At 68.7% G+C, this 25043-nt stretch carries 27 protein-coding genes; 11 read left to right on the top strand and 16 right to left on the bottom strand.

All coding sequences use genetic code 11. The features are described 5' to 3' along the window. Positions 1 to 21: 21 nt before the first annotated feature. The 6 genes from ACSVDM_RS28510 to ACSVDM_RS28485 all read right to left on the bottom strand — a co-directional run bounded on the left by ACSVDM_RS28510 (position 22) and on the right by ACSVDM_RS28485 (position 4688). Positions 22 to 873 (bottom strand): alpha/beta fold hydrolase, encoded by an 852-nt coding sequence (locus ACSVDM_RS28510; RefSeq protein ID WP_439268851.1) that lies wholly within the window; start codon positions 871 to 873, stop codon positions 22 to 24. After that, a complete protein-coding gene (locus tag ACSVDM_RS28505) occupies positions 873 to 1664 on the bottom strand; it encodes an SDR family NAD(P)-dependent oxidoreductase (protein ID WP_439268850.1) in 792 nt (263 codons plus the stop codon). The genes ACSVDM_RS28510 and ACSVDM_RS28505 overlap by 1 nt, the downstream gene beginning before the upstream one ends. Positions 1665 to 1687: 23 nt before the next feature. Next, entirely contained in the window at positions 1688 to 1945 is a 258-nt protein-coding gene (locus ACSVDM_RS28500; protein ID WP_439268849.1) for a hypothetical protein, read from the bottom strand. A gap of 14 nt (positions 1946 to 1959) precedes the next feature. Beyond that, positions 1960 to 3621 carry an FAD-binding protein gene (locus ACSVDM_RS28495; RefSeq protein WP_439268848.1) on the bottom strand — a complete coding sequence of 554 codons (1662 nt, stop codon included), beginning with the start codon at positions 3619 to 3621 and terminating at the stop codon, positions 1960 to 1962. A gap of 11 nt (positions 3622 to 3632) precedes the next feature. Next, positions 3633 to 4004 (bottom strand): nuclear transport factor 2 family protein, encoded by a 372-nt coding sequence (locus tag ACSVDM_RS28490; protein ID WP_067492156.1) that lies wholly within the window; start codon positions 4002 to 4004, stop codon positions 3633 to 3635. Positions 4005 to 4097: 93 nt separating this feature from the next. Continuing rightward, the gene (locus ACSVDM_RS28485) at positions 4098 to 4688 is read right to left on the bottom strand and encodes a TetR/AcrR family transcriptional regulator (RefSeq protein ID WP_439268847.1); all 591 of its coding nucleotides are present in this window, start codon (positions 4686 to 4688) and stop codon (positions 4098 to 4100) included. Between the two features lie 81 nt (positions 4689 to 4769). Here ACSVDM_RS28485 and ACSVDM_RS28480 point away from each other — a divergent pair, with 81 nt between their 5' ends. Further along, the gene (locus ACSVDM_RS28480) at positions 4770 to 5780 is read left to right on the top strand and encodes a saccharopine dehydrogenase (RefSeq protein ID WP_439268846.1); all 1011 of its coding nucleotides are present in this window, start codon (positions 4770 to 4772) and stop codon (positions 5778 to 5780) included. On the opposite strand, the gene ACSVDM_RS28475 is transcribed toward ACSVDM_RS28480, so the two are convergent. Further along, on the bottom strand, positions 5777 to 7312 hold the full coding sequence (locus ACSVDM_RS28475) for an FAD-binding protein (RefSeq protein ID WP_439268845.1): 1536 nt from the start codon (positions 7310 to 7312) through the stop codon (positions 5777 to 5779). The two genes, ACSVDM_RS28480 and ACSVDM_RS28475, sit on opposite strands and share 4 nt — an antisense overlap. Before the next feature lie 195 nt (positions 7313 to 7507). On the opposite strand from ACSVDM_RS28475, the gene ACSVDM_RS28470 reads away from it, so the two are divergent. Next, positions 7508 to 9133, top strand: coding sequence for a flavin-containing monooxygenase (locus tag ACSVDM_RS28470; protein ID WP_439268844.1), 1626 nt, complete (start codon positions 7508 to 7510; stop codon positions 9131 to 9133). Between the two features lie 51 nt (positions 9134 to 9184). Here ACSVDM_RS28470 and ACSVDM_RS28465 read toward each other — a convergent pair whose 3' ends face one another. Next, positions 9185 to 9691 carry a flavin reductase family protein gene (locus ACSVDM_RS28465; protein ID WP_067492161.1) on the bottom strand — a complete coding sequence of 169 codons (507 nt, stop codon included), beginning with the start codon at positions 9689 to 9691 and terminating at the stop codon, positions 9185 to 9187. Between the two features lie 168 nt (positions 9692 to 9859). Between ACSVDM_RS28465 and ACSVDM_RS28460 the strand changes: the two genes are divergently transcribed. Continuing rightward, positions 9860 to 10486: a PadR family transcriptional regulator gene (locus ACSVDM_RS28460; protein WP_243749795.1), complete on the top strand. Its 627-nt coding sequence runs from the start codon at positions 9860 to 9862 to the stop codon at positions 10484 to 10486. Between the two features lie 27 nt (positions 10487 to 10513). Here ACSVDM_RS28460 and ACSVDM_RS28455 read toward each other — a convergent pair whose 3' ends face one another. Next, complete coding sequence (locus tag ACSVDM_RS28455; protein ID WP_439268843.1) at positions 10514 to 11476, bottom strand: alpha/beta hydrolase; 963 nt, start codon at positions 11474 to 11476, stop codon at positions 10514 to 10516. 145 nt (positions 11477 to 11621) lie between these two features. On the opposite strand from ACSVDM_RS28455, the gene ACSVDM_RS28450 reads away from it, so the two are divergent. Both ACSVDM_RS28450 and ACSVDM_RS28445 read left to right on the top strand, forming a co-directional pair. Then, on the top strand, positions 11622 to 11969 hold the full coding sequence (locus ACSVDM_RS28450; RefSeq protein WP_067492163.1) for a hypothetical protein: 348 nt from the start codon (positions 11622 to 11624) through the stop codon (positions 11967 to 11969). Continuing rightward, positions 11962 to 12585 (top strand): Dabb family protein, encoded by a 624-nt coding sequence (locus ACSVDM_RS28445; protein WP_439268842.1) that lies wholly within the window; start codon positions 11962 to 11964, stop codon positions 12583 to 12585. Before ACSVDM_RS28450 ends, ACSVDM_RS28445 begins: the two co-directional genes overlap by 8 nt. A gap of 87 nt (positions 12586 to 12672) precedes the next feature. On the opposite strand, the gene ACSVDM_RS28440 is transcribed toward ACSVDM_RS28445, so the two are convergent. The 4 genes from ACSVDM_RS28440 to ACSVDM_RS28425 form a co-directional block, all read right to left on the bottom strand. Further along, positions 12673 to 13530 (bottom strand): IclR family transcriptional regulator, encoded by an 858-nt coding sequence (locus ACSVDM_RS28440; RefSeq protein WP_067492165.1) that lies wholly within the window; start codon positions 13528 to 13530, stop codon positions 12673 to 12675. Between the two features lie 180 nt (positions 13531 to 13710). Beyond that, entirely contained in the window at positions 13711 to 14616 is a 906-nt protein-coding gene (gene bphC / locus ACSVDM_RS28435; RefSeq protein ID WP_067635585.1) for a biphenyl-2,3-diol 1,2-dioxygenase, read from the bottom strand. 26 nt (positions 14617 to 14642) lie between these two features. Beyond that, positions 14643 to 15821 carry an acyl-CoA dehydrogenase family protein gene (locus ACSVDM_RS28430; protein WP_181696352.1) on the bottom strand — a complete coding sequence of 393 codons (1179 nt, stop codon included), beginning with the start codon at positions 15819 to 15821 and terminating at the stop codon, positions 14643 to 14645. A 32-nt stretch (positions 15822 to 15853) separates the two neighbouring features. Beyond that, the gene (locus ACSVDM_RS28425; RefSeq protein ID WP_166655704.1) at positions 15854 to 17029 is read right to left on the bottom strand and encodes a Rieske 2Fe-2S domain-containing protein; all 1176 of its coding nucleotides are present in this window, start codon (positions 17027 to 17029) and stop codon (positions 15854 to 15856) included. Positions 17030 to 17228: 199 nt separating this feature from the next. On the opposite strand from ACSVDM_RS28425, the gene ACSVDM_RS28420 reads away from it, so the two are divergent. From ACSVDM_RS28420 to ACSVDM_RS28405, 4 genes are all read left to right on the top strand, one after another. Beyond that, a complete protein-coding gene (locus tag ACSVDM_RS28420) occupies positions 17229 to 17834 on the top strand; it encodes a hypothetical protein (RefSeq protein ID WP_439268841.1) in 606 nt (201 codons plus the stop codon). A gap of 92 nt (positions 17835 to 17926) precedes the next feature. Beyond that, a complete protein-coding gene (locus tag ACSVDM_RS28415; protein ID WP_067492170.1) occupies positions 17927 to 18736 on the top strand; it encodes a mycofactocin-coupled SDR family oxidoreductase in 810 nt (269 codons plus the stop codon). Positions 18737 to 18796: 60 nt separating this feature from the next. After that, positions 18797 to 19564 (top strand): type I methionyl aminopeptidase, encoded by a 768-nt coding sequence (gene map, locus ACSVDM_RS28410; protein WP_439268840.1) that lies wholly within the window; start codon positions 18797 to 18799, stop codon positions 19562 to 19564. A gap of 107 nt (positions 19565 to 19671) precedes the next feature. After that, positions 19672 to 20196 carry a hypothetical protein gene (locus tag ACSVDM_RS28405; RefSeq protein WP_439268839.1) on the top strand — a complete coding sequence of 175 codons (525 nt, stop codon included), beginning with the start codon at positions 19672 to 19674 and terminating at the stop codon, positions 20194 to 20196. A gap of 61 nt (positions 20197 to 20257) precedes the next feature. On the opposite strand, the gene ACSVDM_RS28400 is transcribed toward ACSVDM_RS28405, so the two are convergent. From ACSVDM_RS28400 to ACSVDM_RS28390, 3 genes are all read right to left on the bottom strand, one after another. Then, positions 20258 to 21022 carry a 2-phosphosulfolactate phosphatase gene (locus ACSVDM_RS28400; RefSeq protein ID WP_439268838.1) on the bottom strand — a complete coding sequence of 255 codons (765 nt, stop codon included), beginning with the start codon at positions 21020 to 21022 and terminating at the stop codon, positions 20258 to 20260. A gap of 143 nt (positions 21023 to 21165) precedes the next feature. Beyond that, a complete protein-coding gene (locus tag ACSVDM_RS28395; protein ID WP_439268837.1) occupies positions 21166 to 22095 on the bottom strand; it encodes an SMP-30/gluconolactonase/LRE family protein in 930 nt (309 codons plus the stop codon). 285 nt (positions 22096 to 22380) lie between these two features. Further along, the gene (locus ACSVDM_RS28390; protein WP_439268836.1) at positions 22381 to 23100 is read right to left on the bottom strand and encodes a glyoxalase; all 720 of its coding nucleotides are present in this window, start codon (positions 23098 to 23100) and stop codon (positions 22381 to 22383) included. 67 nt (positions 23101 to 23167) lie between these two features. Between ACSVDM_RS28390 and ACSVDM_RS28385 the strand changes: the two genes are divergently transcribed. Both ACSVDM_RS28385 and ACSVDM_RS28380 read left to right on the top strand, forming a co-directional pair. Further along, on the top strand, positions 23168 to 23548 hold the full coding sequence (locus ACSVDM_RS28385) for a PPOX class F420-dependent oxidoreductase (RefSeq protein ID WP_439268835.1): 381 nt from the start codon (positions 23168 to 23170) through the stop codon (positions 23546 to 23548). Positions 23549 to 23610: 62 nt separating this feature from the next. Beyond that, positions 23611 to 24900, top strand: a complete 1290-nt coding sequence (locus ACSVDM_RS28380; RefSeq protein ID WP_181696345.1) for an acetyl-CoA C-acyltransferase — start codon at positions 23611 to 23613, stop codon at positions 24898 to 24900. Positions 24901 to 25043 lie beyond the last annotated feature (143 nt).

Below are 25043 nucleotides of genomic sequence, written 5' to 3'. Positions count from 1 at the left end.
TGAAGGTGGAAAGAGACGCTGTCAGCGCGTGAGGAACGCCAGCACCGTCGATTCGAATTCTTCCTTCCGCTCGATCATCGCCCAGTGCCCGCAGTTCGGGAACACGTGCAATTCGGCGCGCGGAATCGTGCGCATGGGGATCAGAGCCATGTCGAGCGGGCTCACCCGGTCGTCGCGGCCCCAGGTGACCAGCGTCGGCGCCTGCACCTTGTGCAGCATGGCCCAGGGCGGGGGCGCGTCCGAGGCTTCCATCGCCCGCACCATCGCCGTGAACGCCGCCTTGCTGTACATGCGCCGGGCGCTGTCCAGGGTCGCGGGATCGGTGGCCTGCGTCCAGCGCTCCTCGATGAGTTCCTCGGTCACCATCGCCGGATCGAACACCATCGAATGCAACCACTGCACGAGACGTTCCCGCGTGGGCTCCTCGGTGAACTCCTGCAGCAGCTTGATGCCCTCGCCGGGGCCGGGGCTGAACAGGTTGCGCCCGATCCCGCCGATGGTCACCAGCTTGCCCACCCGATCCGGTTGCGTGATGGCGTAATTCAACGCCACGCCACCGCCCATCGAGTTGCCGATGATATCGACTCGCTCCAGGCCGAGCCCGTCGACGAAGCGCGCCACCGCGTCCAGGGCGGTCACCATCGGGTGCCCGCCGAAGTCGTCGCTCACCCCGAAACCGGGGAACTCGAGAACCAGGCAGCGGAACCGCTCGGCGAAGGTGGCCAGATTGCCACGGAAGTTGCGCCACCCGGTCACCCCGGGACCGGAGCCGTGCAGCAACAGCAGGGGCGGGCCGTCACTGGCCTCGTGGTAACGCAGAACACCTGCGTCGGTGGGCAATTCGCGCAACGTGCCGTCATAGGTGATGCTCATCAGGCGTGGGTTCCCCCGTCGATACGGATCTCGGTGCCGGTGATGAACGCGCCGTCCTCGGACACCAGCATGGCGATCACACCCGCCACCGCGTCCGGATCGCCCATCCCGGCGCCACCGGACTCCAGCGAGGTCGGCAACACGGGGGACAGCTTGGCGAACAGCGACCAGTCGGCATCGGCGGGCACGTAACCACCGGTGGCATCGGTGATCCCGGACTTGATGCTGCCCGGCGCCACCGACACCGCACGCACACCCTTGCCGCCGTACTCGAGGGCGATGGCATGGGTGAAGGACTGGATGCCGCCCTTGCTCGCCGCGTACGCCGCCATGTACGGGTGCGCGAAGGCCGCCGAGGTGGAGCTGAAGTTCACGATGGTCGAGCGCGGATTGGCCAGCAGCGCGGGCAGTGCCTCACGGACCACCAGGAACGTGCCGGTGAGATTCACCCCGATGATCTGGTTCCACAACTCGAGGGAGGTCTGCTCGGTGTGCGAAGCGCGCAGGATGCCCGCCGCGTTCACCACCGAATCCAGACCGCCCAGGGTGGCGGTCGCCGACCGGACACCCTCGACCACCGATTCCTCGCTGCCGATGTCGAGGGTGAGGACGCTGAAACGCTCACCCGTGCCGCGGTCCTTCGCCTGCGTGGCGGTGGCCGCGAGGCCGTCGGCCGACACGTCGGCGCCGACCACCGTGGCGCCCTCGTCGAGCAGGCGCAACGCCGTCGCGCGGCCGATACCGGATCCGGCGCCGGTGACCAGCGTCCGATGACCGTCGAGTCTGTGCATGATGTTCTCCTGGTTCTGTCGCCTCAGCCGAGGCGGCCGGGGACCGGTTCGTTGCGGAGCTGATCGGTCGCCAATTCGCCTGCGGCGACAGCTCGGTCGATGGAATCGCGCAGCGCCGGGCAGGTCGGGATCCAGCTGCTCGGCTCGCCGAGGGCCGCCCGGCGGGCGAACTCCGGGCAGGCGGACTCGGCGTCGTCGAGCCACTGCACGCTGGTGTGACTCGGGCTGAACTTCTCGGCGAGCACCCGGTTTCCGCAGGTGGCGCACTGGATGGGTTGCATGATCTTTCCTCGGGTCAGCGCGCTGCCGCGGCGTGGTCGGCGGCGACGTACCCGAACACCATGGCCGGACCGATGGTCGCGCCCGCGCCCGCGTAGTCGTTGCCCATCACCGCGGCCGAGGTGTTGCCCGCCGCGTAGAGCCCGTCGATGACGGAACCGTCGGCGCGCAGCACCTGGGCGTTCTCGTTGTAGACCAGCCCGCCTTTCGTGCCGAGATCACCGATGCGAATCCGCAGCGCGTAGTACGGACCACGGTCGAGCGGGTCGAGGGTCGGCTGGGGCAGGGTCGGGTCGCCGTAGTAGTTGTCGTACGCGCTGTCACCGCGTCCGAAGTCGTCGTCGTGGCCGTCGCGGGCGAACCCGTTGAACCGCTCGACGGTCGCGCGCAAGCCGAGTGCGGGCACACCGATGGCCGTGGCCAGCTCGTCGACCGTCGCGCCGGTGCGCAGAAGACCGCTCTCGAGCCAGGACGCCGAGAACTTCTGGCCCGGCACGATGCCGCCGATCGGGTAGCGGCTCTTGGCTTTCGCGTCGAAGATCAGCCAGGCCGGGTCGTGCGATCCGGCCAGCTGGGCGTGCACGAAGGTGACATAGGGCGCGGCCTCGTTGGTGAAGCGGGCGCCCGAGCTGTCGACGATGATCGAGCACGGGATCGACCGCTCCGACACCAGCACCTGGTTGACACCCTCCGGGCGCTGGAACGACGGCATCCACCAGGCGTCGTCCATCAGGTCCACCGCGGCGCCGACCTTCTCGCCGGCCACGATGCCGTCGCCGGTGTTGTCTGCCGAGGCCGCGCTGAAATTGTCGCGGCCACCGTCGGGCAGATATTGCTTGCGCATGGCCTGGTTGTGCTCGAACCCGCCGGTGGCCAGCAGGACGCCGTCGCGGGCGCGGATGCGGATCTCGCGGCCGCCGCGCTCGGCGACCACACCGATCACCGCGCCGGTGTCGTCGGTGACCAGCGACCGCAGCGGGGTGTTCAGCCACAGCGGCACCCCCGCGTCCCGCAGGGCAAGGCGCAGCCGGGCGATCAGTGCGCGGCCGAGTGTGTCCATGTGCCTGCGCAACACGATGGCCTTGATCGCGCGCAACCCGGTGAGCAGCGCGGTCCAGCGCGCCTTCCAGGTGCGGGTCACCATATTGAGCTGGACGAAGTCCTTGGAGGTGATGAACAGACCCGGTGGGGTGGCGAGGGCCGCCGGGCGCAGCAGATCCTCGTCGGGGCCGAGCTGCTTGAGATCGACGGGCAGCGGTTCGATCGACCGGCCCGCCGGGCGGCCACCCGGCGCCTCGGGGTGGTAGTCGGAATAGCCTGTGCACCACTGGAATCGCAGGTGCGGGCTGGTCTCGAGGAACTCCAGCATGCGCGGGCCCTCGTCGATGAAACGGTCGAGATTGGCGGTCGGCACGCGGTCGCCGACCACCGCGTCGAGATAGGCGCGCACGTCGGCGCGATCGTCACGCAGACCCTCCCGCAGCAGGGTCGGATTGTTCGGTACCCAGATACCACCACCCGAGAGAGCCGTGCTCCCGCCGTAGTAGGCGGCCTTCTCGATGACGAGCGTGTCGAGGCCGCGGTCGGCCGCGGCGAGCGCGCCCGTGAGCCCACCCGCACCGCTGCCGACGACGAGGAAGCCGACCTCGTGATCCCACTGTTGCTGGTTCGCAGTCATTCTCGGGCTCCTCAGCTCACTACCATGTCGTCCTGCGACCAGAACGCCCGCATGCTGGTGATGCGCCCGTCCTCGTCGAAGGTCATCACATCGATCGGTTCGAGCGTGAAGGTCTGCTCGCCGAAGCGGGTGACCACCCGGAAGTTGAACGCGGCGCTGTTGCCCGCGACCCGGATGCTCAGCAGTTCCGTCGACGTGTCGAGGGACTCGATGGCGGCGTAGAACTCGGTGATCGCGGCGTGACCGACTCGCACCTCGCTGCCGACCGGGTCCTCCACGGTGGCGTCCTCGCGGTAGAGCGCGACGACGTCGGCGGCCGTCCCGGTGCCGACGGTCTCCACATACCGCCGCACCGTGTCTCGAATGTGGTCCGCTGATGTCATCGTGTCGCTCCTGGAGATGGGTGATGGAGTGGTCGATGAACGCAATCACGGCAGGTGGGTGGGTGGGCGGCTGATTCCCAGCCAGCGGGAGATCTAGGGCGCGACGCCCGTCGCGATGCTGCCGACGATCAGATCGGTGAGGGCTCCGATCGCGGCATCGAGGGAGCAGCGCCGCGCGTTCAGCTCCTCGGCGATCGTTTCGGCCGCACCGAGAATGCCGACGCAGCGCAGTCGAAGAGCGTCGGCCGCGAGGTCGCTGTGCGGGATCAGCGCGTCCGTCATCACCGTGAGATAGGCATCGAGCAGGTCCCGCTGGATCGTCTCCATGTCCCGATTCCCCTTGAGCGCGGCGGAGATCGCGCTGAATTCGGGCATGTCGGTGGCGCACGCGAAGTACGCGCCGCTCAGTACGCGCGCGATCCCGGTCGGGGTGGGGGCGGCGCTGGCCAGCGCGGTGGTGGTCGCGGTCCGATGGCGTTCGTCGAGCCGTCGATACAGCTCGAGCAGCAGTCCGGGACGGGTGCCGAAGTGGTCGTACACGATCGGCCGGCTCACCCCCGCGGCCTCGGCGAGGCTGAGCAGGGTCAGTGCGTCGGCGCCCTCGGCGCGCACGATCGCCAGCGCGGTCTCGATCAATTGTTCGTGCCTGGCGGGTCTGGACAGGCGCGTCGACGTGGTCGGCATCTTCCTCCCTTGCGTTGCCGCTCCAGTTTAGCTACAAAGTGTAAGTTACAAAATGTAGCTTTATGGGACGAAGGAGAAGACGTGACGCGACAGGCGACATCGGTACTGATCATGGGCGGCTCGGGGCAGGCGGGCGCAGGGGCAGCGGCGGTGCTGCGCCAGTGGTATCCGGACCTCGAGCTCACGATCGCGGGCCGTGACATCGAACGCGCGCGGCGGGTCGCCGAGAGCCTCGGTGGCGCGAACGCGGTCACCATCGACATCACTCGCGCCGACCTCGGTCTGCCCGCTGACGCCGCGTATTCCGCGGTGGTCGCGGCCCTGTGGGACGACCACCTGCACGGGCTCGGCTTCGCCGCGCGCCACGGCGTGCCGTATCTGAGCCTGTCCAGCGGTCTGCTCGACATCGCTCCCGAGGTCGTCGCGGGCGGTGGGCGGGCGAGTGCGGCGCCGATCCTGCTGGCCAGTCACTATCTCGCCGGGATCGTCGTGCTCGCCACCCTCGCCGTCGCGGCGGAGTTCGAGCGGGTCGAACGCATCGGAATCGCCGCGGCACTGGATGATTCCGATACCGGGGGACCGGCGGGCATCGCGGACATGGAGCGCTGGTCGGCAGTCACCACCGCGGGACTGATCCGCCGCGACGGCGTGTTCACCTGGGTGAGCGGTGACGACGCCCGAGCCGACGTACGGGTCGGTGACGGGGTGGTGCTCGCCGGGCAGAGCATTCCGATCCTGGACGTGCCGAGTCTCGCGCTGGCAACGGGCGCGCCGAATGTCCGGTTCGACCTGGCGGTCGGTGAGTCCGCGGGCCGACGGCGCGGCGGGGGAGCTTCCCTCGAGGTCGTCGTCGACGTCGCGGGAACCGACTTCTCGGGCGCCGCCGCGCGAGTGCGTCGCACACTCGCGCATCCGGCCGGGCAGCGTCCGCTGACCGCGCTCGGGATCGCACTCGGGGTCGAACGGTTGCTCGGGCTCCGCGGTGCGGCCGTGCCACCGGGTGTCCACCTGCCCGAGGCACTGATCGACCCCGCCTACGCCCTCGAACGGATGGCGCACAGTGGCGCCACCTTCGAGGAGACCGGGGCCTAACTGCCCAGCATGTCCAAGACGGCGAGGTGGCTGAACAGCATCGACGCACCGATCGGGTTGCCGCCGCCGGGGTACACCTCGCCGCTCACCGCGGCCATGGTGTTGCCGGCGGCATACAGGCCGGGGATCGGTTGCCCGTCGCGGTCGAGGACGCGCGCGGCGCTGTCGGTGCGCAGGCCGCCCTTGGTGCCGAGATCGGAGATGCCGAAGGCGGCCGCGTGGAACGGACCCTTGTCGATGCGAACCAGCGGTGGTTCGCCGTTGGAGAAGGCACGGTCGTAGGCCTCGTCGCCGCGGCCGAAGTCCGGGTCGACGCCGGTGGCGACCATACTGTTGAACCGTTCGACGGTGGCCTCGAGCTTGTCGGCGGGCACTCCGATCTTCGCGGCCAGTTCGGCCAGTGTGTCGGCGGTGTGCCACAGGCCCGCGGCGACGTATTTCTCGGTCTCGACCATGGACACGTTGGTGGCCTTGATCGGCGGCACCTCGCCTTCGGTGTCGTCGTAGATCATCCAGAACGGCAACGTCATCTCGCCCGCCTCGAGCCGCCGGATCACCTCGCGGCCGAGCCGGTCGTAGGGGGCGGATTCGTTGACGAACCGTTCGCCGTTCCGGTCGACGAAGATGCCGCCGGTGAACCACAGCGCGAACGCCGAACGCCCGTCGGGATGGGTCAGACCGGGCGACCACCAGGCCTGATCCATCAGGTCGGTGTCGGCGCCCGCGGCGATCCCCGCCTGGTGCGCCAGCCCCTGATTTCCCCAGGGCCCCATGGTGTCCCGGGCCTGGCCGGGCACACCGTACTGCTCGCGCAACTGCTGGTTCTGCTCGAAACCGCCCGCGGCGAGCACCACACCCCGGCGGGCGCGGATCGCGTGGCGCTGCCCGTCGCGTTCGACGATCGCACCGGTCACCGCCCCGTCCTCGATCACCAGCTCGACCAGCGGCGAGGACAGGTGCAACGTGACATTCGGATAACCCGACAGCGCCCGCAGGAACCGCCCGATCAGCGCCTGCCCGCCGATCAGCAGCTCGGGCAGGGGTGCCCCGAGCCGGTCGGTGTCGAGCGGACCGCGCAGGGATTCCCGCAGATCGCCCAGCTCGGCGGCGGGCAACGGGGTGGGCATGATGTGGCGCTGACCGTCGAGCCGCGCCTTGGGCGCCTTGCCGAAATAGTCGGGCCAGGGCAGCATCTGGAACGCGAAATGCTCGTCGGCTTCCAGGTATTCGATGAGGTCGCGACCGCGCCGCACATAGGTCCGCTGCAGGTCCTCGGGGGTGCGGTCACCGACGACGGCACGGTAGTAGGTGAGCGCGTCGTCGAGGGTGTCGTCGGTGCCCGCCCGCTCGAGGACGGGGTTGCAGGGGTACCAGACGCCGCCGCCACCGGAATACGCTGTCGTGCCGCCGAACTTGTCGGTCGCCTCGACCACCGCGGCGGTGAGCCCCTCGCGGGCCGCGGTGTACGCACCCGCGAGGCCACCGCCGGAGCCCGCGACCAGCACGTCCACCTCGTCGTTCCAGTCCACCACTGTTCCTCCTGATACCGCCTGAACTTGTCCCGACGGTAAGCCGGTGTCCGCCGGTGTGACGCGGGTCATCCCGATCACCGGGAGGCGACAACGATCCGGCGAACGTGCCGGTCAGCGGGAAGGCCACCTGCTCGGATGCCGACCGGATCCCTAGCGTCGCGGCGGAGAACCGGTCTCCATCGAAAGGCAGGCACAGTGAAGACCCCATCGTCACCAGGAAAGGGTCCGGCCGAGGTCGACGTGGTCGTCGTCGGCGCGGGCATCGCCGGGCTCTACGCCCTGCACAAGTTCCGCGAGCAAGGACTCACCGTGCGGGTGTTCGAGGTCGCCGACGGCGTCGGCGGCGTCTGGTACTGGAACCGCTATCCGGGTGCCCGCTGCGATGTCGAGAGCGTCGACTACTCGTACTCCTTCGACGAGGACCTGCAGCAGGAATGGAACTGGAGCGAGAAGTACGCCACCCAGCCCGAGATCCTGGCCTACCTCGAACACGTCGCCGACCGGTTCGACCTGCGCCGCGACATCGAATTCGGTACCCGCGTCACCGATATCGTGCTCGACGAGCCGACGCTGCGCTGGCAGGTCGGCACCGACACCGGGCGCGCGGTGTCGGCCCGGTTCGTGGTGCTGGCCACCGGCCCGCTGTCGAACGCCAACACCCCGGCCATCCCGGGCCTCGACACCTTCGCGGGTCGGGTACTGCACACTTCGCACTGGCCGCACGAGGGTGTCGATCTGGCCGGGCAGCGGGTGGGTGTGATCGGCACGGGTTCGTCCGGGATCCAGACGATTCCGTGCCTGGCCGAGGAGGTCGCGCGTCTGCACGTCTTCCAGCGCACGCCCAATTACAGTGTCCCGGCGGGTAATACGCCGCTCACCGAGGAACAGCGGCAGGCGCAGAAGGCGAACTACGCCGAACGCAGGCGGCTGTCGATGGCCAGTGGCGGCGGCTCGCCGCACCAGCCACACCCGAAGCTCGCGGTCGAGGCGACCGACGAGGAACGTCGCGAGGCGTATCAGCGCCGGTGGGAGCTGGGTGGGGTGCTGTTCTCCAAGACCTTCCCCGATCAGCTCCTCACCCGCGAGGCCAACGACACCGCGCGGCTGTTCTGGGAGGAGAAGGTGCGCGCGGTGATCGACGACCCGCGCGTGGCCGACATCCTGATCCCACGCGATCATCCGATCGGCACCAAACGGATCTGCACCGACACGAACTACTACCAGACCTTCAACCGCGATAATGTCGAGCTCGTCGACCTGCGCGCCACCCCGATCACCGCCATCGATGCCGACGGTGTGCACACCACCGAGACGCACTACCCGCTCGACACCCTCGTGCTCGCCACCGGATTCGACGCGATGACCGGGTCGGTCTCGCGGATGAACATCGTCGGCCGGGGCGGTGTCACCCTCAACGAGACCTGGGCGGAGGGACCGAAAACCTATCTCGGACTTGGTATCTCAGGTTTTCCGAACCTGTTCAACCTGACCGGCCCGGGCAGTCCCTCGGTGCTGGCGAACATGGTGCTGCACTCGGAACTGCACGTCGACTGGGTGGCCGAGGCGATCGGGTTCCTCGACGACCGCGGCGCGGTGGCGCTGGAAGCCCGGCCCGACGCGGTCGCGGCCTGGGTGCGGGAATGCGCCGACCGGGCAGCGGGAACGCTGATGCTAGAAGCGAATTCGTGGTATCTGGGCGCCAATATCGAGGGCAAGCCGAGGGTGTTCATGCCGTTCGTCGGCGGGTTCGGCGTCTACGGGCAGATCATCGCCGAGGTGGCGGCCGCGGGCTACAAGGGTTTCGACGTTCTCGGGGCGTGAAGCGCCGGTAACGGGGTGGTTCGTCTTCGGACGACCACCCCGTTTGCCGTGTCAGCCGGCGAACCCGCCGAAACCACCCCGGTAGTACAGCAACGGTCGCGCGCCCTCGGTGGCCCGCAGACCGCTGATCCGGGCCAGCACGACGGTGTGGTCGCCCGCGTCGTGCTCGAGTTCCACCGACGCCTCGATATGGGCGAGCGCACCGTGCAGCGCGGGCGCGCCGTTGCCCGCCGGGCTCCACTCGACACCGGCGAACTTGTCGCCGCCGCTCACCGCGAACCGCCCGCACACCGCGCGTTGATCCTCGGCCAGGATGTTGATGCACAGCGTCCCCGTGCGGCGCAGCAGCGGCCAGCTCGTCGAGCTCTTGGCCGGACAGAACGACACATACGGCGGGTCCAGCGACACCGACACCACCGACTGGCAGGTGAAACCGATCGGCCGGGTGCCGTCGTGCGCGGCGATCACCGCCACCCCGGTCGCGAAATGCCCGAGCACCGCGCGCAGCTCGGCCGGGCTGGGAACACCTGCGTCGACGACGACATTGTCTGCATTCATACCCCCAGAATCGGTGCCGGACGGCGCGGCTCTCAAGATGTCCTCCCGGTGAGCGGTTGCCGACACAGCCGAGGTGACCGGGCCGGTTGCTACCATGCACCGGTGCCGAACACCGACCCCGACCCCGGCGTGCCCAACCTGCCGCCGACCAGTTGGGCGGTCCTGGCGATGCTCTCGTTCGAAGAGGAGATCTCCGGCTACGACCTGAAGAAGTGGGCCGACTGGAGCCTGCGCTACTTCTACTGGACCCCGTCCTACAGCCAGATCTACGCGGAACTGAAGAAGCTCGAACAGCACGGTTTCGCCTCCTCCCGGCTCGACAGCGACAACGCCATGCGCGGGCGCAGGCTGTACCAGATCACCGACGCGGGCCGTGCCGCCGTCACCACCTGGTGGAACGAGGCGCCCGTCGATCCCTCGGTGCTCAAACACCATGTGCTGCTGCGCGTCATGTTCGGCCACCTCGGCTCACCCGAGCGGCTCAAGCAGATCCTGCGCGACCACATCGCCGACGTCGACCAGCTCGAGCAGCGCGCCGCCGTCGACGCCGAAGCCGCCAAATCCGAACCGGGCTGGGCCTATTCGCAGATCGTGCTGCAATGGGCACAGCGCCACTACGCCGCCGAACGCGAACTCGCCCAGCAACTGATCGACGAGATCGACCAGGCCGCGACGATCCTGGCAGGCGCCGAACACGACGACCGCGCCGAATACCCGCACCCCACGCCAGGACGGTGGCGTGAGATCGAGCAGCGTGTGCAGGCGGCGGGCGGGCACCCGGACGCGCCCGAGTAGGCATCGCCGGGTGGCCCGGGATCTGGTCTAGTCCAGGCCGAGGGCTTCGCGGATCATCGCCCAGATCTCGGTGCGGGCCGACTGGGTCGCGGCCAGGGACGGGATGGTCAGGAAGCCGTGGAACAGGCCGTCGTAGCGGCGGTGGCGCACCGGCACGCCGTCGGCTTCCAGGCGTGCGGCGTAGGCGTCGCCCGCCGAGCACGGCGGGTCGAGTTCGGCGGTCACCACGACGGCCGGCGCCACGCCCGCGAGGGTTGCCGCGCGGGTGGGGACCAGGCGCACGTCGTCGGTGCCGTGCGGGGCGTACTGCTGCCAGTACCAGCGCATCGCCCTCGTGGTGTTGTAGTGGCCGGTGCCGAAGCGGCGGTAGGACTCGGTGTCGAAGTCGTCGTCGATCACCGGGTAGAGCAGGATCTGGGCGGCCACCGGCGGGCCGTTCCCGTCACGCACCGCGAGCGCGACCGTGGCGGCGAGGTTGCCGCCCGCGCTGTCACCCGCCAGTGCGATGCGCGCCGGGTCGCCGCCGTAGGTGGCGATGTGTTCGGCTGCCCACCGGACCGCTGCGAGCATGTCGTCGTGGGCGGCGGGACCGGGATGTTCCGGGGCGAGGCGGTAGTCGACCGCGACGACCACCGCCCCGACACCCACTGCCATGGAGCGGCAGAACTCGTCGTGACTGTCGAGATCGCAGAAGACGAATCCGCCGCCGTGTGCGAACACGATCACCGGCCGGGGCGGCCCGTCGGCGTGGGGCCGGTACACACGCACCGTCAACGCACCGCCCGGTCCGTCGATGATCACGTCGCCGACCGACGGAAGATCGGGAAGTCGCTGTGGCGCACCGCGTCTCGCGAAGATCGCGGCCCGCGCGTCGGCGGCCGACATCGCGGCCACATCGGGAAATCCCGCGTCGAGGACGGCCAGCATCGCCGCCACCTCCGGATCCGGCACAGCACCGGGCCCCGTGGTCGGGTAGTCACGGATTGTCACTGATCCTCCTGTGAATGTGCCGACGCGGTCGGTCGGCGCGTCGTGCGCCTCACCGTAGGGCGGCAGCCCGGTGCGCCGGACCGGGTTCTCCCGCTGGGCGGAAACAACCCGCCGACCTGCCGCGACGGCTGCCTATCGTCGGCGGATGGACACCACGAACGTCTATGTCATCGACACCGTCGTCACGAGACCCGGCCGGGCCAAGGAGTTCGTCGACACCTATCTCAGCGGGTACGCGCCGGGTGCCCGGGCCCGCGGCATGACACTGGAACGGCTGGTCGTGAGCCCGCCCGTCTGGTTCCCGGACGAGTCCAACACGGTGACCGCCACCTGGGTCCTCGACGGTGCCGCCGGCTGGTGGGCGATGACCTGGCAGGGCCGCCTCGACGAATCGGTGCGGCGCTGGTGGGACGACGTCGACGATCTCGTCCTCGAACGCACCAGGACCACCGGCGCCGCACCCGCCGACATCGAAAGGCTCGGCAATGTTTGACGTCGTCCGGCTCGTTCACCTGACCCCTACGGCCGACGCCGACCGGGTACTCGCGGATCTGCGGGCCCGCGCGCTCGCGTCACCGGCCCACCGGGTCCTCGTCCAGCCGACCCTGCACGGCGTGCGCAACGGTGGGGACATCCTGGTGCACCTGCGCTTCGACGACGCGTCCGCCTGGGAAAGCGTTGCACCACAGTGGGACCCGGTGGTCGACGGGTTCGCTCACGTGGACGGCGCCGAGTACCGGGCAGGCATCGGCGGTGCCGCCGAACCGCCCACCGGATCGGTGTATCGCGTTTTGCTGCTGCGTGTCTCACCCGCCACCGCGCCGGAGACGCTCGACCGGTTCGAGGCCGATCTGCTGCGCATGCCCCGCTACATCTCCACCATCCGGTCCTGGCAGCTGAGCCGGACCACGCGCGCGACCGGATCCGCGTCGTGGACACACGTCTGGGAACAGGAATTCACCGACCTCGACGGGCTGGACGGCGCGTATCTCATGCACCCCGTCCACTGGGCCCACGTGGACCGCTGGTTCGACCCTGAGCATCCGGAAGTCGTTGTGCGCGATCGCATCTGCCACAGTTTCTGCGTCAATGAGCCGATGCGTGGGTGAGTACATCCACGCATCGGCAAGATTCGCGCGCCGCCCGACGCGGACGCACGACCGTCGTCTCCGCGAACCGGGCGGCGCTCCGGCTCCTCAGGCGTAGTCGCGTGCTCGCCGGTCCACCGGCACAAGGGGCCGGGGACCGACATTGAGCGGGCGCGCGTGCTGCTGCAGAGTCGGGCGCACGCGCACCTGTCCGTCGTCGACGTGACGCCAGATATTGAGTGCCGTCGTGCGCACCGGGGCACTGAGGCGGTGATCGAACTGCATCCGGTCCACCGGCCCGCACACCGAGACCGCCGCGACGGCGGCCTGCCCGAGGTCGCCGATCGGCGCGGCGATACAGCCGAATCCGGGCAGTGATTCCTCGCGTTCCACCGCGACGCCGTGCGCGCGCACCTTGGCCAGGTCCGCGTCGAGCTGGGCCTTCGTGCTGATCGAGTAGCGGGTGCGCGTGCCCGCCTGGGCGGTGAGGACCTCGGCGAGGCGGCGCTCGTCGGCGGAGGCGAGGATCGCCTTGCCGACCGCGGTACAGTGCGCGGGCCGTCGTCCGCCGACCCGGGTGGGCACCGCCGCGGCCAGGTCGCCGCCGATCTTGTCCAGGTACACCACATCCGCGCCGTCGAGCACCGCGAGATGCACGACGAGCCCGGTGGCGCGGTGCAATTCGTGCAGGAAGGGCATGGCGGCGCGATGCAGCCGATCCTGGTGCACCGCGAGCGAACCCAGTTCCATCAGCCGGATGCCGAGCTCGTAGTCACGGCCTTCGCGGCGTAGCCACCGCAACTGCACCAACCGCTCCAGCATGCGGTGCGCCGAGGACCTGGGTAGGCCGGTACGGCGCACGATCTGGGCGAGGGTGAGCCTGCCCGGCCCGTCGAAGGCGTCGAGCAGCAGGGACGCGCGATCGAGAATCGCGCTCGGGGTGGTGGCCTCGGCCTGGATGACCATGAGCTCTCCATTCGGATCAACGAGCTGATGCCTAGCGCATATTTCGATTAGGCATATGCCTATTTATACCACCTCCTGTGGTAGCTGTCACAGGAAAGCGGGGCATCGCATGGCGAAAACACAAAGCCCCCGTTCCGAGCGAGAGGCTCGGAACGGGGGCTGGTCGGCGCGTGTGCCGGGTTACATCGCCGCGAGCGGCTCGCTGCCGGACCAGTCGTGGCCCCAGTAGCTGTCGGCGGTGATCTCCTCGGCGGTGTAGTACTGCTCGTCGACCCGCATGCCTTCGGTGCCGAACTCGATGTCCCAGCCGCCGGGCGCCCGGACGTAGAACGACACCATCTTGTCGTTGGTGTGCCTGCCGAGAGTGGAGGACACCGAGAAGCCGTCCTTGCTCACCCGGTCGAGGGCCTGGCCGACCGCGTCGAGGCTGTCGACCTCGACCATGATGTGGATCAGGCCCGGCGCCCCGCCGTGCGGCGCGGGGCACAGTGCCAGGCTGTGATGGCGTTCGTTGACGCCGAGGAACCGGATCCGCACCGGCCCGTATTCCGGCGGCGCGGGGATGCGGAAGGCGCCGCGCGGCAGGAAGCCGAGCACCTCGGTGTAGAACTCGAACGCACCGCCGAGATCCATCGTCGGCAGCACCACGTGGCCCAGACCCTGTGCGCCCGTGACGAACTTCGCGCCGAACGGGGTGACCACGGGGCTGTGGTCGAGCAGCGCGCCGTGGAACACCTCGAGCGTGGCGCCCGTGGGGTCCTGGAAGGTGATGGCCTCCTCGACCCGTCGCGCGTCGGCCTCCTCGACCGACAGCGGCTTCACCGCGATACCGGCCGCCGTGACCGCCTCCTGCACCCGGACGAGGGCGGCGTGGTCGCGCACCTCCCAGCCGATGGTCACCACCGCGTCGGACTCGCCCGGCACGACCACGATTCGGGCCGCGCGCTCGTCCATCCGCAGGTACAGCGCGTCCTCGTCGGGGCCGCTGCCCTGCGCGAAACCGAGGACTTCGAAGGCGAACTTGCGCCAGCGGTCCATGTCGGCGGTCTGGATCTTCACATAGCCGAGGCTCTTGATATCTGTCATGTGCGTTGTCCTTCTTCGGTATTCGCTCAGATCATCGAGCGCAGGTTCGGGGCGGGGTCGATGCCGAGCGAACTCAGCGCCGAGGCGTGGTAGACCGTGCTCGGCACGTGGATGGCGTGGTTGAGGCCGGCGTGCGCGTCGCGCCAGAAGCGCTGCAGGGGCTTGTCCATGCGCAGCGCGTTGCCGCCGGACCGGGCGAAGATCTGGTCCACCGCCATCACCGCCCGCCACGCCGCACGCACCTGGGTGCGCCTGCCCGCCGCGCGATCGGCGAAGCCGACCTCCTTGCCTGCGTCGACCAGGTCCCACACGCGATCCACGTTGGCCAGCAGCTCCTGGCGCGCGGCATTGATATCGGCCGCCGCCTCGCCGATCGCGAACAGCACGTACGGGTCGTCCTTGACGGCGGTGCCCTGGGCGCCGACCCGTTCCCGCTGGTAATCCAGGTGCGCGGCGAGCGCGCCTTCGGCGATGCCGACCACGGCGGCGCTGATGCCGAGCGGGAACATCGTCGACCACGGCATCTTGTAGAGCGTGTCGGTGACGCCGTACTCGCGCTGCGCGGTCCCGTCGATCACGTGATCGCCGTTCATCACCCGGTAGGACGGCACGAAGGCGTCCTTCACGATGATGTCCTTGGACCCGGTGCCCTTGAGCCCCACCACATTCCACGAGTCCTCGACGATGGTGTAGTCGGCGCGCGGCAGGATCATGTGCAGCATCGTCGGCGGCATCGCCATCTTGCCCTCGGCGTCACCGAGCATGGCGCCGAGGAAGATCCAGTCACAGTGATCGGTGCCGGAGCTGAACTGCCAGCGGCCGTTGAAGATGTAGCCGCCCTCCACCGGGCGCGCGATGCCGGTCGGCGCGTAGGGCGAGGCCATCCAGGTGTCACTGTCGGAGCCCCACACCTCCTCCTGCACCTTCGGATCGGCGAAGGCCAGCTGCCACGGGTGCACGCCGACGATGCCGCAGATCCAGCCGGTGGCCGGGTCGAGCGAGGCGGCGGCCATCACCGTCTCGGCGAACTCGCGCGGATGGGCCTCGAACCCGCCGTACTTCTTGGGCTGCAGCAACCGGATCGGGCCGGCCGCCTTCAGCATCTTCGCGGTCGCGTCGGGCAGCTGACCGAGGCGTTCGGCCTCGGGGCTCTGCTCGCGCAGGCGGTCGGCGATCGCCATGATGTTGTCGAGCACGTTGGTCATGGGTGGTGCTTTCTCTCGGGTGGGGGTGCGGATCAGGCGGTGGTGTCGACGACCCGGCCGCGGGCGATGTTGTCGGCCACCTCGGCCTCCCAGCTGGTGACGGCCCGCTCGGTGTCGATCTCGAATTCGAAGCGCTTGGTCATGTCCTCGGTGACCTCGTCGACATCGACGTAGAACTGCTTGTACCAGCGGCGCAGCTGGTAGACCGGCCCGTCCTCCTCCGAGAGCAGCGGGTTGTCGATCGGCGCCTTGTTCTTCCAGATCTCGACGTCCTGCTCGAAGCCGACCTCCACACCGCGTGCGAACTGCGCGGCCATCGCCTCGGCGTCGGCATCGGACATGCCCTGCGGCTTCTTCACCATCGCGCCGTACTGCAGCACGAAGGAGTTCTCGCTGACGGGGTAGTGGCAGTTGATGAGGACCGTCTCGATCGTCATGCCGTTGGCCTCGCTCCACAGCCAATCGATCATGTAGGAGGGGCCGAAATACGAAGCGTCCGAACGCAACGTCGAGTTCGGATCGTCGTAACTGGTGCCGACCTCGATGTCGTGGCGCGGTGTCGAGCGCATGTACTGGGTGGCGACGTGGCCCTCGAAGACATTCTTGAAATAGCGCGGGAACGCGTAGTGCACGTAGAAGAAGTGCGCCATGTCGACGACGTTGTCGACGATCTCACGACAGTGTGAGCCTTCGATGAGCATCGAGTTCCACGTCCAATCGGTCCATTCCGGGCTGCCATAGCCCTCGATCTCGGGAATGGTCACCGCGTCGGTGGGCTTGCTGCCCTGCGGGTCGTGCCAGATGTAGAGCTGGCCGTTGCGTTCCAGCGTCGGCCAGGAGCGGGTCTTGGCCAGCGGGGGAACCCGGCGCGCGTACGGGATCGCCGTGCACTTGCCGTTGCCGCCCCAGCGCCAATCGTGGAAGGGGCAGGCGATCGAGTCGCCCTTGATGGTGCCGTGGGCGAGGTTGCCGCCCATGTGCCTGCAGAAGCCGTCGAGCACGTGCAGTGCGCCGTCGGTCTCGGACTGGAACACCACCAGGGTGGTGCCGAAAGCCTTGACCTCGTGGGGCACACCGTCGCGGAACGACGAGAGCAGGCCGAGGCAGTGCCAGCCGCGGGCGAAGCGGGTGGGTGCGGCAGCGGCCTCGATCTCCCGGAATTCGGGTGTGGCGGACTGGGTTCGGCCGTTCGGCGGGTTCTCCGGCATCGAAACCTCCATGTTCGGGCGGAGTGGGGATGAGCTGCGCCGATGGTGTGCCCGCGCGGGCCCGGCGGTGATGGGGTCGTCCCGGTCAGTGGACATGTTTTCCCGCCCGCGTCGCGATGTCCCGATCAGCGGGAGAGGAACCGGTCACAACACCGGCGGCCGCCTAGCGTGGCCGCCGAGCAGGACGAGAGGAGTGATCGTGAGCGTGCACGCAGGTAGGGCGGTGGCCGTCGATCTGGACACCGAGGACATCCGGTTGTTCGCGGCCCGGGCGTTGTCGCGGGATCCGGCCTACCGGCTCGCCGAACGGCCCGTGGTCCCGCCGACGTTCCTGCCCGCTGGTGGGCGCGTCACGGGTGGCCGGACCGAGACCGACCACCGGTTCTTCGGGCCGCCGCCGCGCGCCGGTGATCGGCTGACCGCCGTCCGCGCGATCGACCGGCACGATCCGGACGGCTCCGAATCTCTCGTCCAGTACTTCGACCGCACCGGCGGGCTCGTCGCCGAGTCGTGGGCGTCGGTCACCGAATCCGTTGTCGCCGAGGAGAGCACACCGCACTCGGCCGAACTGCTCGCCACCTACGCCACCGACTGGCTCGGCGCCGAGAACATCCGCCGGTTCCGCACCCGCGTGCTGCGCGCCCTGCCGCCCGGCGACACCGTGACCTGCTCCGGCCACATCACCCAGCACTACATCCAGGACGGTGAGCCGCGCGTCGATGTCACTCTCACCGGTGTCGACGGCTCGGGGGAGATCGTCGTCCGGGCGTGGGCGAGCTTCGCCCACGATCCTGCCGCCGCGTAGGGCCCACCGCCGAAAATCCGGTTTCGGACCGCACGGCCCGTTCCGTGGTGGTGAAGTGTTCATGAAGGACGACGAGGTTCGGAGGTAGGAACGTGGCACGACGGTTCGAGGACAAGGTGGTCTTCGTGACGGGCGCGGCGCGCGGACAGGGCAGGGCCGAGGCGGTGCGTTTCGCCGAGGAAGGCGCCGATGTGATCGCCGTCGACGCCTGCGCGGAATTCGGCAGCACCGGATACGCGGGGGCGACGGAAGACGACCTGGCCGAGACGGTGAAGCTCGTCGAGGCCGCCGGTGGCCGGATCGTCGCGAGCAAGGTCGACGTGCGCGATTTCGACGCGCTCTCGGCCGCGCTGGCCGCGGGGATCGAGCAGCTCGGCAGGCTCGACGTGGTGGTCGCCAACGCGGGCATCTGCTCGGCGGCGCTGTCGTGGGAGATCACGCCCGAACAGTGGCGCGAGACCATCGATGTGAACCTGACCGGTGTGTGGCATACCGCGAAAGCCGCTGTGCCACACCTGATCGCGCAGGGCAGCGGCGGCGCGATGGTGTTCACCAGTTCGGTGGCCGGTCTCAAGGGCATGCCGTTCGTCGGCCACTACGTCGCCAGCAAACACGCCATCACCGGCCTGGCCAAGACCATGGCCAACGAGCTCGGCGGGTACGGCATCCGGGTGAACACCGTGCACCCGGCGGGCGTGGCGACCGGGATGCAGATGGGCGAGATGGGCCCGCTGCTCGAGGCACACGCGAGCACCCTCGGCCCCATCTTCATGAACGCGCTGCCCAGCTACATCTGTCAGCCGGAGGAGATCGCGGCGGCGGTGGCGTGGCTGTGTTCGGACGAGGCGGGTCAGGTGACGGGCGCGCAGATCCCGGTCGACATGGGCAACCTCAACCGCTGAGCTTGGTATTTTTATACCGGCACGGCTAGTGTCGGTATGAAAATACCGAGTGGAGGCGTGATGGTGGAGTTGAAGACTCCCGAGGAGATCGAACGAATGCGGGTGACCGGCCGGTTCGTCGCGGACGTACTGGCCGGCGTGCGCGAACGAGCGCTGGTGGGGGTGAACCTGCTGGAGCTGGAAGCCTATGTGCGCGAACGGATCCGCGAGCGTGGTGCGGTGTCGTGCTACTGGGACTACTCGCCCTCTTTCGGGCGTGGACCGTTCCGCAATACGGTGTGCTTGGCTGTCAACGATGCTGTGCTGCACGGGCTTCCGCATGATTACGTGCTGCGCGACGGTGATCTGCTCACCGCCGACCTGGCCGTCACCATCGACGGCTGGAGCGCCGACTCGGCGATCTCGTTCACCGTCGGCACCGGCTCGGCCGACGATCTGCGGCTGGTCCGGGCCACCGAGGAGGCGCTGGCCGCCGGGATCGCGGCCGCGCGGCCCGGCAACCGGCTGGGCGACATCTCGGCCGCGATCGCCGACGTCGCACGCGGATACGGGTATCCGATCAACACCGAATACGGCGGGCACGGCATCGGGCGAACCATGCACGAAGATCCGCACGTGGCCAACAACGGCCGGGCCGGGCGCGGTTTCCTGCTGCGGCCGGGGCTCACCATCGCCATCGAGCCCTGGTTCGCGGCGGGCACCGACAAGGTCTATACCGACGCCGACGGGTGGACCATCCGCTCGGCCGATGGATCGCGCTGCGCCCACAGTGAGCACACGATCGCCGTCACCGCCGACGGGCCGAGCGTGCTGACCTCGCGAAACTGATCGGTATCCTCTGCCGAATCGGACTTATGGCACATAGCAATGATGCATCATCGGTGGTGTCGAGCTGGTCCCGGGGTAGTCGGATCAGCGCATCGGAGGGACATCCCATGAAATTCACGCAGTTGCTGGCCGCCGGTCTGTTCACCGTCGCCGCGACCGGTATCACCGCCGCCACCGCCCACGGCGCTCCCGTGGCGGGTCCGTCGCTCGCCGGTGTCGACGGCGCCGTCGCCTACTCCGCCGCTCTCGCCTCGGACGGGTCGGAGGCGACGGTCGAATTGACCTCGGGCACTTTCGAACTCACCCCGGACGCGGGCGTGGCCGTGCTCTCGCCGGACGGCGCGCGGGTCGGGTTCATCCCCACCACGGTGGCCATGGTCGCTGGTCCCGCCGTGCAGCTGATTCCCGAAATCGACGCTACCGCAACGTCACTCACCCTCACGCCCGTCAACGCACCCGCCCCGAACCCGGCGGCTCTGCAGCACATCGATCAGACCGGCAATATCGTCGCAGGCGTCGCCATCGGCTGCGTCGTCGGCGCGCTCATCGGCCTGATCTTCCTGCTGGTCAGCGCCATTCCGGGGTGCATTATCGGTGCGGTGATCGGCGGGGTGATCGGCGCGAATCAGTAAAACCGTGGCGGTGGGTCAGCGGCCCGCGGCTCACCGCCCACCGGCCGACGGGGAGGGCGGCTCAGAGGCTGTGATCGGTGAACGCGCCGTCGGCGAGGACCGGAACGACGGTGTCCGCATCGATCTGCGCCGCGATGTCGACATCGTCGCCGAACCCACCCGAACGAAGTTCTCGGCCCGACGCACACTCGTCCAGCTCCGTACCGATGTTCGTCACCGAGAGGAAAGCGTGTGCGGCGGAACGCGCTTCGGGCGAGGGGCGACCACGACCTCGGTCGATCAGCGCGGCCACGAGGGCTCCCGCGCCGAGCAAGTCCTCGACAGCGGGCCGAAGTGTCGCGTCGTCCGCCCAACGCTCACCAGCGGGAACGATCGCGATCGGCTGCTCGGGCGTGCCCCACCGCCGCTCGGCGATCCACCTGGCGACCGCATCGGCATTGCGAAGACAGGCCGCGACGACGGGTGCGTCCACGACAGCCGAGGCGATGGTGGAACCGTTGGGGGAGGGTAGGACGAGGCGATCGGTGAACGGTGCTCGGCGGAGCGCCGCCGGAGACAGTGACCACGGATGGGTGGCATCGACAGCCCGTCGTCCGACGGCGAGCTCGGCACCGTGCCGGGCGGCGAACTCCAGCGCGGAATCGTCACGCCAGCGGTAGGGGTAGACCGCTGTGCCCGCCGAGACGGCAACAGACACAGCGGTACTGAACGACAACACATCGACCACCACTACACATGCCGCACCCGCGCCGATCACTGCGGCACCCGTCGGCCCCCAGTCGAGGCGAATCCCGAACCCTTCCTGCCTGGCCCACCTCGGGCTCATGGTTCCGCTCCGATCTCCGCATCGAAACGGATAGTCCGGTCAGTGCTTTCGTCTGTTCAGTGAGAGGAAACCAGCCGGAACGTGGGCCGGGCAGACTTCTGCTCACCGGGAGCGGAAGACCTGACGTAGTGTCCGGCCGGAGGTCAAAGCTGGTGGTTCGGTGGGGTGAGGTCGAGGGTCGGGGGCGGGCGGAGACGGCGGACGGTGCCGTCGATGCTGGTGACGTAGAGGGACCAGGAGGGGCCGTCCGGGGCGAGACGAGCCGAGGTGGGGCCGATCGGCGGTGGGGACGGCAGTGGGGTGGGTGGGGTGGTCCAGCCGGTGGCGATGGTGCACCAGGCGCCGGTGGTGGTATCGACGCGGTAGACATTGCCCGAGAAGTCGCCGGTGACGTAGGCGGTGCCGTCGGCGGCCACGTCGAGGTCGTCGAGGACGGGGAGGAAGCCGTCGGTGATGGTGGCGACGACCTCGGGTTCGTCCGGTGCGTCCAGCGGGATGCGCAGGACCTGGGACAGGGCGATGTCATCGGTGTAGATGGAGCGGCCGTCGGGGGAGATGGCCAGGCCGTTCGGGCGGTGCACGGGGGACCAGGCGAGGGTGAACTCGCCGGTCGACGGGCGGTAGCGGCTGATGCCGACCGGCGGCCAGGGGACCGACAGCTGGGAGATCAGCAGGTCGCCGTCGGGCAGCAGGAGCAGGCCGTTGGGTTGGACCAGATCGGGGAGCAGGATGGTGACAGTGCCGGTCGGCAGGTCCAATGCGCGCAGGGTGCCGCCACCGTTCGGGGTGCTGCCGTCGCCGGTGACGAAATACAGTGTGTCGCCGGACAATCGCAGGCCCGCCGGATGATCGAGGCCGGACAGGACGAGGGTGACGGTGCCTGCCGCGTCGACGTGCAGGATTTCACCGCGCAAGAGGCCGCTGACGTAGAAGCCGCCCGCTCCGTCGTACTCCAGGTTTTCCAGAGCGCCCAGATCGGTGGCGAGCACGTCGGCCTGCCAGCCGTCGGCACAGGAGTGCGACTGTCCCTGGGCGACGGTCACCGGAATCGCACCGACTACTGCGACGGCCACGAAGGTTGTTGCTACGCAACGCTTGATGAATTGCTTACTGCTCCGCCCCTGCACGGTGGCAGCTTACTGTTCCGCAAGGTACGGCGCCGGTCGAACCTACGATGCGCGCGGTGACGATCGATGCCGGGTGGTCGATGTCGATTACGAATTCCAGGTCGGGGCCGGTCAGAAGCTGATGTGCCTGCCGATCTGTTGCCGACCGATCCGGCCGGCAGCCGAATCCTCCGGTTTCGCGATCAACCCGATGGCGGCCCACCGTTCGGCGAGCGGCTGGGAGCAGGTCGATCAGTCGGTGGTCGCGAGCCATGTGGCCAGCTGGTCCGATGCCGCGGCGTCGGCAGACAGGGCGGCGCGCTCCTCGGCGGTCAGGGAGAGGGCGTTCAACGCGGATTTCCAGTGCGCGAGGCGCTCGGAATCACCTGCGGCGACGGCGAGTTCGGCCAGTGCGGCGTACGCGCGGGCAATGTCGGTCGCGGCCGCGGTGGCGCCGAAACGCCGTAGACCGGTTTCCAGGGCTCGCGTGGCGGCGCGGTCGTCGTTCTTGAAATCGCGGAAGATTCGGGCATTGTCGAGAACTTTCGGCAGGCCGTGGAGATCGCGGGAACCGCCGTATTCGAGGGACTCCGGTTCGTCGCGCTGGATCACCAGCACCGTATTGCCGACCGGATCGACCAGGGTGAATCGCGACTGCCCGGGCCGGAAACGGGTGATCCGCGGGCAACCCTTCACGGGGATTTTGCCGTATTCGGCGCGCAGCGCGGCGGTGAACTTCGCGTGCCGGTCGGCGACGTCGTCGACCAGCAGCAGCGCCGCGACATGTTCGAGGGGAAGCTCGACCCCGCCCGGAGCAGGCGAGAAATGCAACGCGGTCCCATGACCCTCGACCACCCCGTACGCATACGGCCGTGTCTGCTCGTGGGTCACCGTCCACCCCAGCGTCCGATAGAACGCCAACGTGGCCCCGAGATCACCACTCCACAACATCGGCACTGCGGCATCGCTCATGAATCCGAGCCTACGAACCTTTCCGCCGCCCCGCCCGTACCAGTTTCCGCACCGCTAGGCTCGAAGAATGACGAACCGCCTGGGCGAGGTTGCGACCGCGAACTATGTTCTGCTCACCACTTTTCGTAAGGACGGCACGCCCGTCGGCACCCCGGTGTGGGCCGTGTCGCGCGAGGACAAGCTGTATGTCTGGACGGTGACCGACAGCTGGAAGGTCAAGCGCATCCGCCGCAACCCCGAGGTGACCGTGCAGCCGTGCGATGCGCGCGGTAAGACGCACGGTGCGGTGATGTCGGGTACCGCGCGCGTACTCGACGGGGCCGAAACCGAGCAGGTCCGCTCGTTGCTGCGGCGCAAGTACCGGCTCACCGGCCCGCTGGTGATCTTCTTCAGCAACCTGCGCCGGGGCAAGGACGGCACCATCGGTCTCGAGATCACGCCCGCCTGACCGAAACGGTACCCAGTACCGACGGTATCGGATACCGTGGGGGTTCAGACGAAAGGACTCCCATGGCCGAGAACCGCCGCCGCGCCGTCGTGATCGCGGGTGCCCGCACCCCGTTCGTCCGCGCGTTCACCGACCTGACCCGGCTCGACAGTATCGCCCTGGCCGGTGCGGCGGTGCGTGGTCTGCTCGCGCGCACCGGCATCGCGCCCGCCGAGATCCAGTCCATCGTGTGGGGCGGGGTGATCCTGCCAAGTCATGCGCCGAACATCGCGCGCGAAGTGGCCCTGGATCTGAACCTGGATTTCGGGTGCGAGGGATACACGGTCACCCGGGCGTGCGCGTCGGGCCTGCAGGCCGTCACCTCGGCGGCCGCGGCGATCGAACGCGGCGAATACGACATCATGATCGCGGGTGGCAGCGACTCCACCAGCAATGCCGAGATCAAACTGCCGCAGAAAGTGGTGCACGCGGTCGCACCCGTCGCGCTCGGGAAACCGTCGGCCAAGGACTACCTCGACGTCGTGCGTCAGCTCGCGCCGTTCACCGACATCCTGCCGCGTCAGCCCAAGATCTCCGAGCGGACCACCGGTGAGGTGATGGGCGAGTCCGCCGAGAAGATGGCAAGGATCAACGGTATCTCCCGCGCCGATCAGGACGCTTTCGCCGCCCGCTCCCACCAGCGCGCCGCCGCCGCTATCGCCTCGGGCCGATTCGATGACGAGGTCGTGCCGATCGAGACGCCGTCCGGCAAACGGATCGAGACCGACGGTCTGGTCCGGGCGAATACGAGCGTGGAGAAGCTGGCCGCGCTGAAGCCGGTCTTCGCCGAGAACGGCACTGTCACCGCAGGTAACGCGAGCCCGCTCACCGATGGTGCGTCGGCGGTGTTGTTGATGAGCGAGGAGAAGGCTCGGGCACTGGGGCTCACGCCACTGGCCGCCTTCCGTTCGTGGAGCTATGTGAGCGTCGACCCAGCGGACCAGGTCCTCATCGGACCGGCGATCTCGATGCCGCGCGCGCTCGACAAGGCAGGGATGTCCCTGGGCGATATCGACCTCGTCGATATCCATGAAGCCTTCGCAGCGCAGACCCTTTCGGTGCTTCGTATGTTGGAGAGTACGGAGTGGGCCAAAAACCGGCTCGACCGCGATGAAGCAGTGGGGTCCGTCGATATCGACACCTTGAACGTGCACGGCGGTTCCATCTCGCTCGGCCACCCGTTCGGCGCCACCGGTGCCCGAATGGTGACGACCATGGCCAATGAGCTGGCTCGGAGCGGAAAAGAGACCGCGCTGCTGGGCATTTGCGCGGCGGGTGGGATCGGGGCCTCGGCAGTGCTCGAGAGGGTGTGAGGCGGGGACCACTTAAGTCCGCCATGACAGCATTCCCAGCCCCGCACGACCCGACCTCGAGGAGGGTCCGCCGCGAAGCGGCGTAGCGGCCCGGCCGCGCGAACAGCGCTCGAAGCGCATGCGCCGCAGGCGCGAGTCTCGAG

Origin of the sequence: Nocardia sp. JW2, from assembly GCF_051843015.1 — a bacterium.
GTDB lineage: Bacteria > Actinomycetota > Actinomycetes > Mycobacteriales > Mycobacteriaceae > Nocardia > Nocardia coubleae.
Note: the sequence above shows the minus strand (reverse complement) of the source record. Positions and strands in the feature narration are given on the sequence as shown.

Bases quoted from the DNA above. Each gene is read 5' to 3' on its own strand.
- ACSVDM_RS28510 (WP_439268851.1), bottom strand. From the start codon at position 873: ATGAGCATCACCTATGACGGCACGTTGCGCGAATTGCCCACCGACGCA.
- ACSVDM_RS28505 (WP_439268850.1), bottom strand. From the start codon at position 1,664: ATGCACAGACTCGACGGTCATCGGACGCTGGTCACCGGCGCCGGATCC.
- ACSVDM_RS28500 (WP_439268849.1), bottom strand. From the start codon at position 1,945: ATGCAACCCATCCAGTGCGCCACCTGCGGAAACCGGGTGCTCGCCGAG.
- ACSVDM_RS28495 (WP_439268848.1), bottom strand. From the start codon at position 3,621: ATGACTGCGAACCAGCAACAGTGGGATCACGAGGTCGGCTTCCTCGTC.
- ACSVDM_RS28490 (WP_067492156.1), bottom strand. From the start codon at position 4,004: ATGACATCAGCGGACCACATTCGAGACACGGTGCGGCGGTATGTGGAG.
- ACSVDM_RS28485 (WP_439268847.1), bottom strand. From the start codon at position 4,688: ATGCCGACCACGTCGACGCGCCTGTCCAGACCCGCCAGGCACGAACAA.
- ACSVDM_RS28465 (WP_067492161.1), bottom strand. From the start codon at position 9,691: ATGAATGCAGACAATGTCGTCGTCGACGCAGGTGTTCCCAGCCCGGCC.
- ACSVDM_RS28460 (WP_243749795.1), top strand. From the start codon at position 9,860: ATGCTCTCGTTCGAAGAGGAGATCTCCGGCTACGACCTGAAGAAGTGG.
- ACSVDM_RS28450 (WP_067492163.1), top strand. From the start codon at position 11,622: ATGGACACCACGAACGTCTATGTCATCGACACCGTCGTCACGAGACCC.
- ACSVDM_RS28445 (WP_439268842.1), top strand. From the start codon at position 11,962: ATGTTTGACGTCGTCCGGCTCGTTCACCTGACCCCTACGGCCGACGCC.
- ACSVDM_RS28440 (WP_067492165.1), bottom strand. From the start codon at position 13,530: ATGGTCATCCAGGCCGAGGCCACCACCCCGAGCGCGATTCTCGATCGC.
- bphC (WP_067635585.1), bottom strand. From the start codon at position 14,616: ATGACAGATATCAAGAGCCTCGGCTATGTGAAGATCCAGACCGCCGAC.
- ACSVDM_RS28430 (WP_181696352.1), bottom strand. From the start codon at position 15,821: ATGACCAACGTGCTCGACAACATCATGGCGATCGCCGACCGCCTGCGC.
- ACSVDM_RS28425 (WP_166655704.1), bottom strand. From the start codon at position 17,029: ATGCCGGAGAACCCGCCGAACGGCCGAACCCAGTCCGCCACACCCGAA.
- map (WP_439268840.1), top strand. From the start codon at position 18,797: ATGGTGGAGTTGAAGACTCCCGAGGAGATCGAACGAATGCGGGTGACC.
- ACSVDM_RS28405 (WP_439268839.1), top strand. From the start codon at position 19,672: ATGAAATTCACGCAGTTGCTGGCCGCCGGTCTGTTCACCGTCGCCGCG.
- ACSVDM_RS28400 (WP_439268838.1), bottom strand. From the start codon at position 21,022: ATGAGCCCGAGGTGGGCCAGGCAGGAAGGGTTCGGGATTCGCCTCGAC.
- ACSVDM_RS28390 (WP_439268836.1), bottom strand. From the start codon at position 23,100: ATGAGCGATGCCGCAGTGCCGATGTTGTGGAGTGGTGATCTCGGGGCC.
- ACSVDM_RS28385 (WP_439268835.1), top strand. From the start codon at position 23,168: ATGACGAACCGCCTGGGCGAGGTTGCGACCGCGAACTATGTTCTGCTC.
- ACSVDM_RS28380 (WP_181696345.1), top strand. From the start codon at position 23,611: ATGGCCGAGAACCGCCGCCGCGCCGTCGTGATCGCGGGTGCCCGCACC.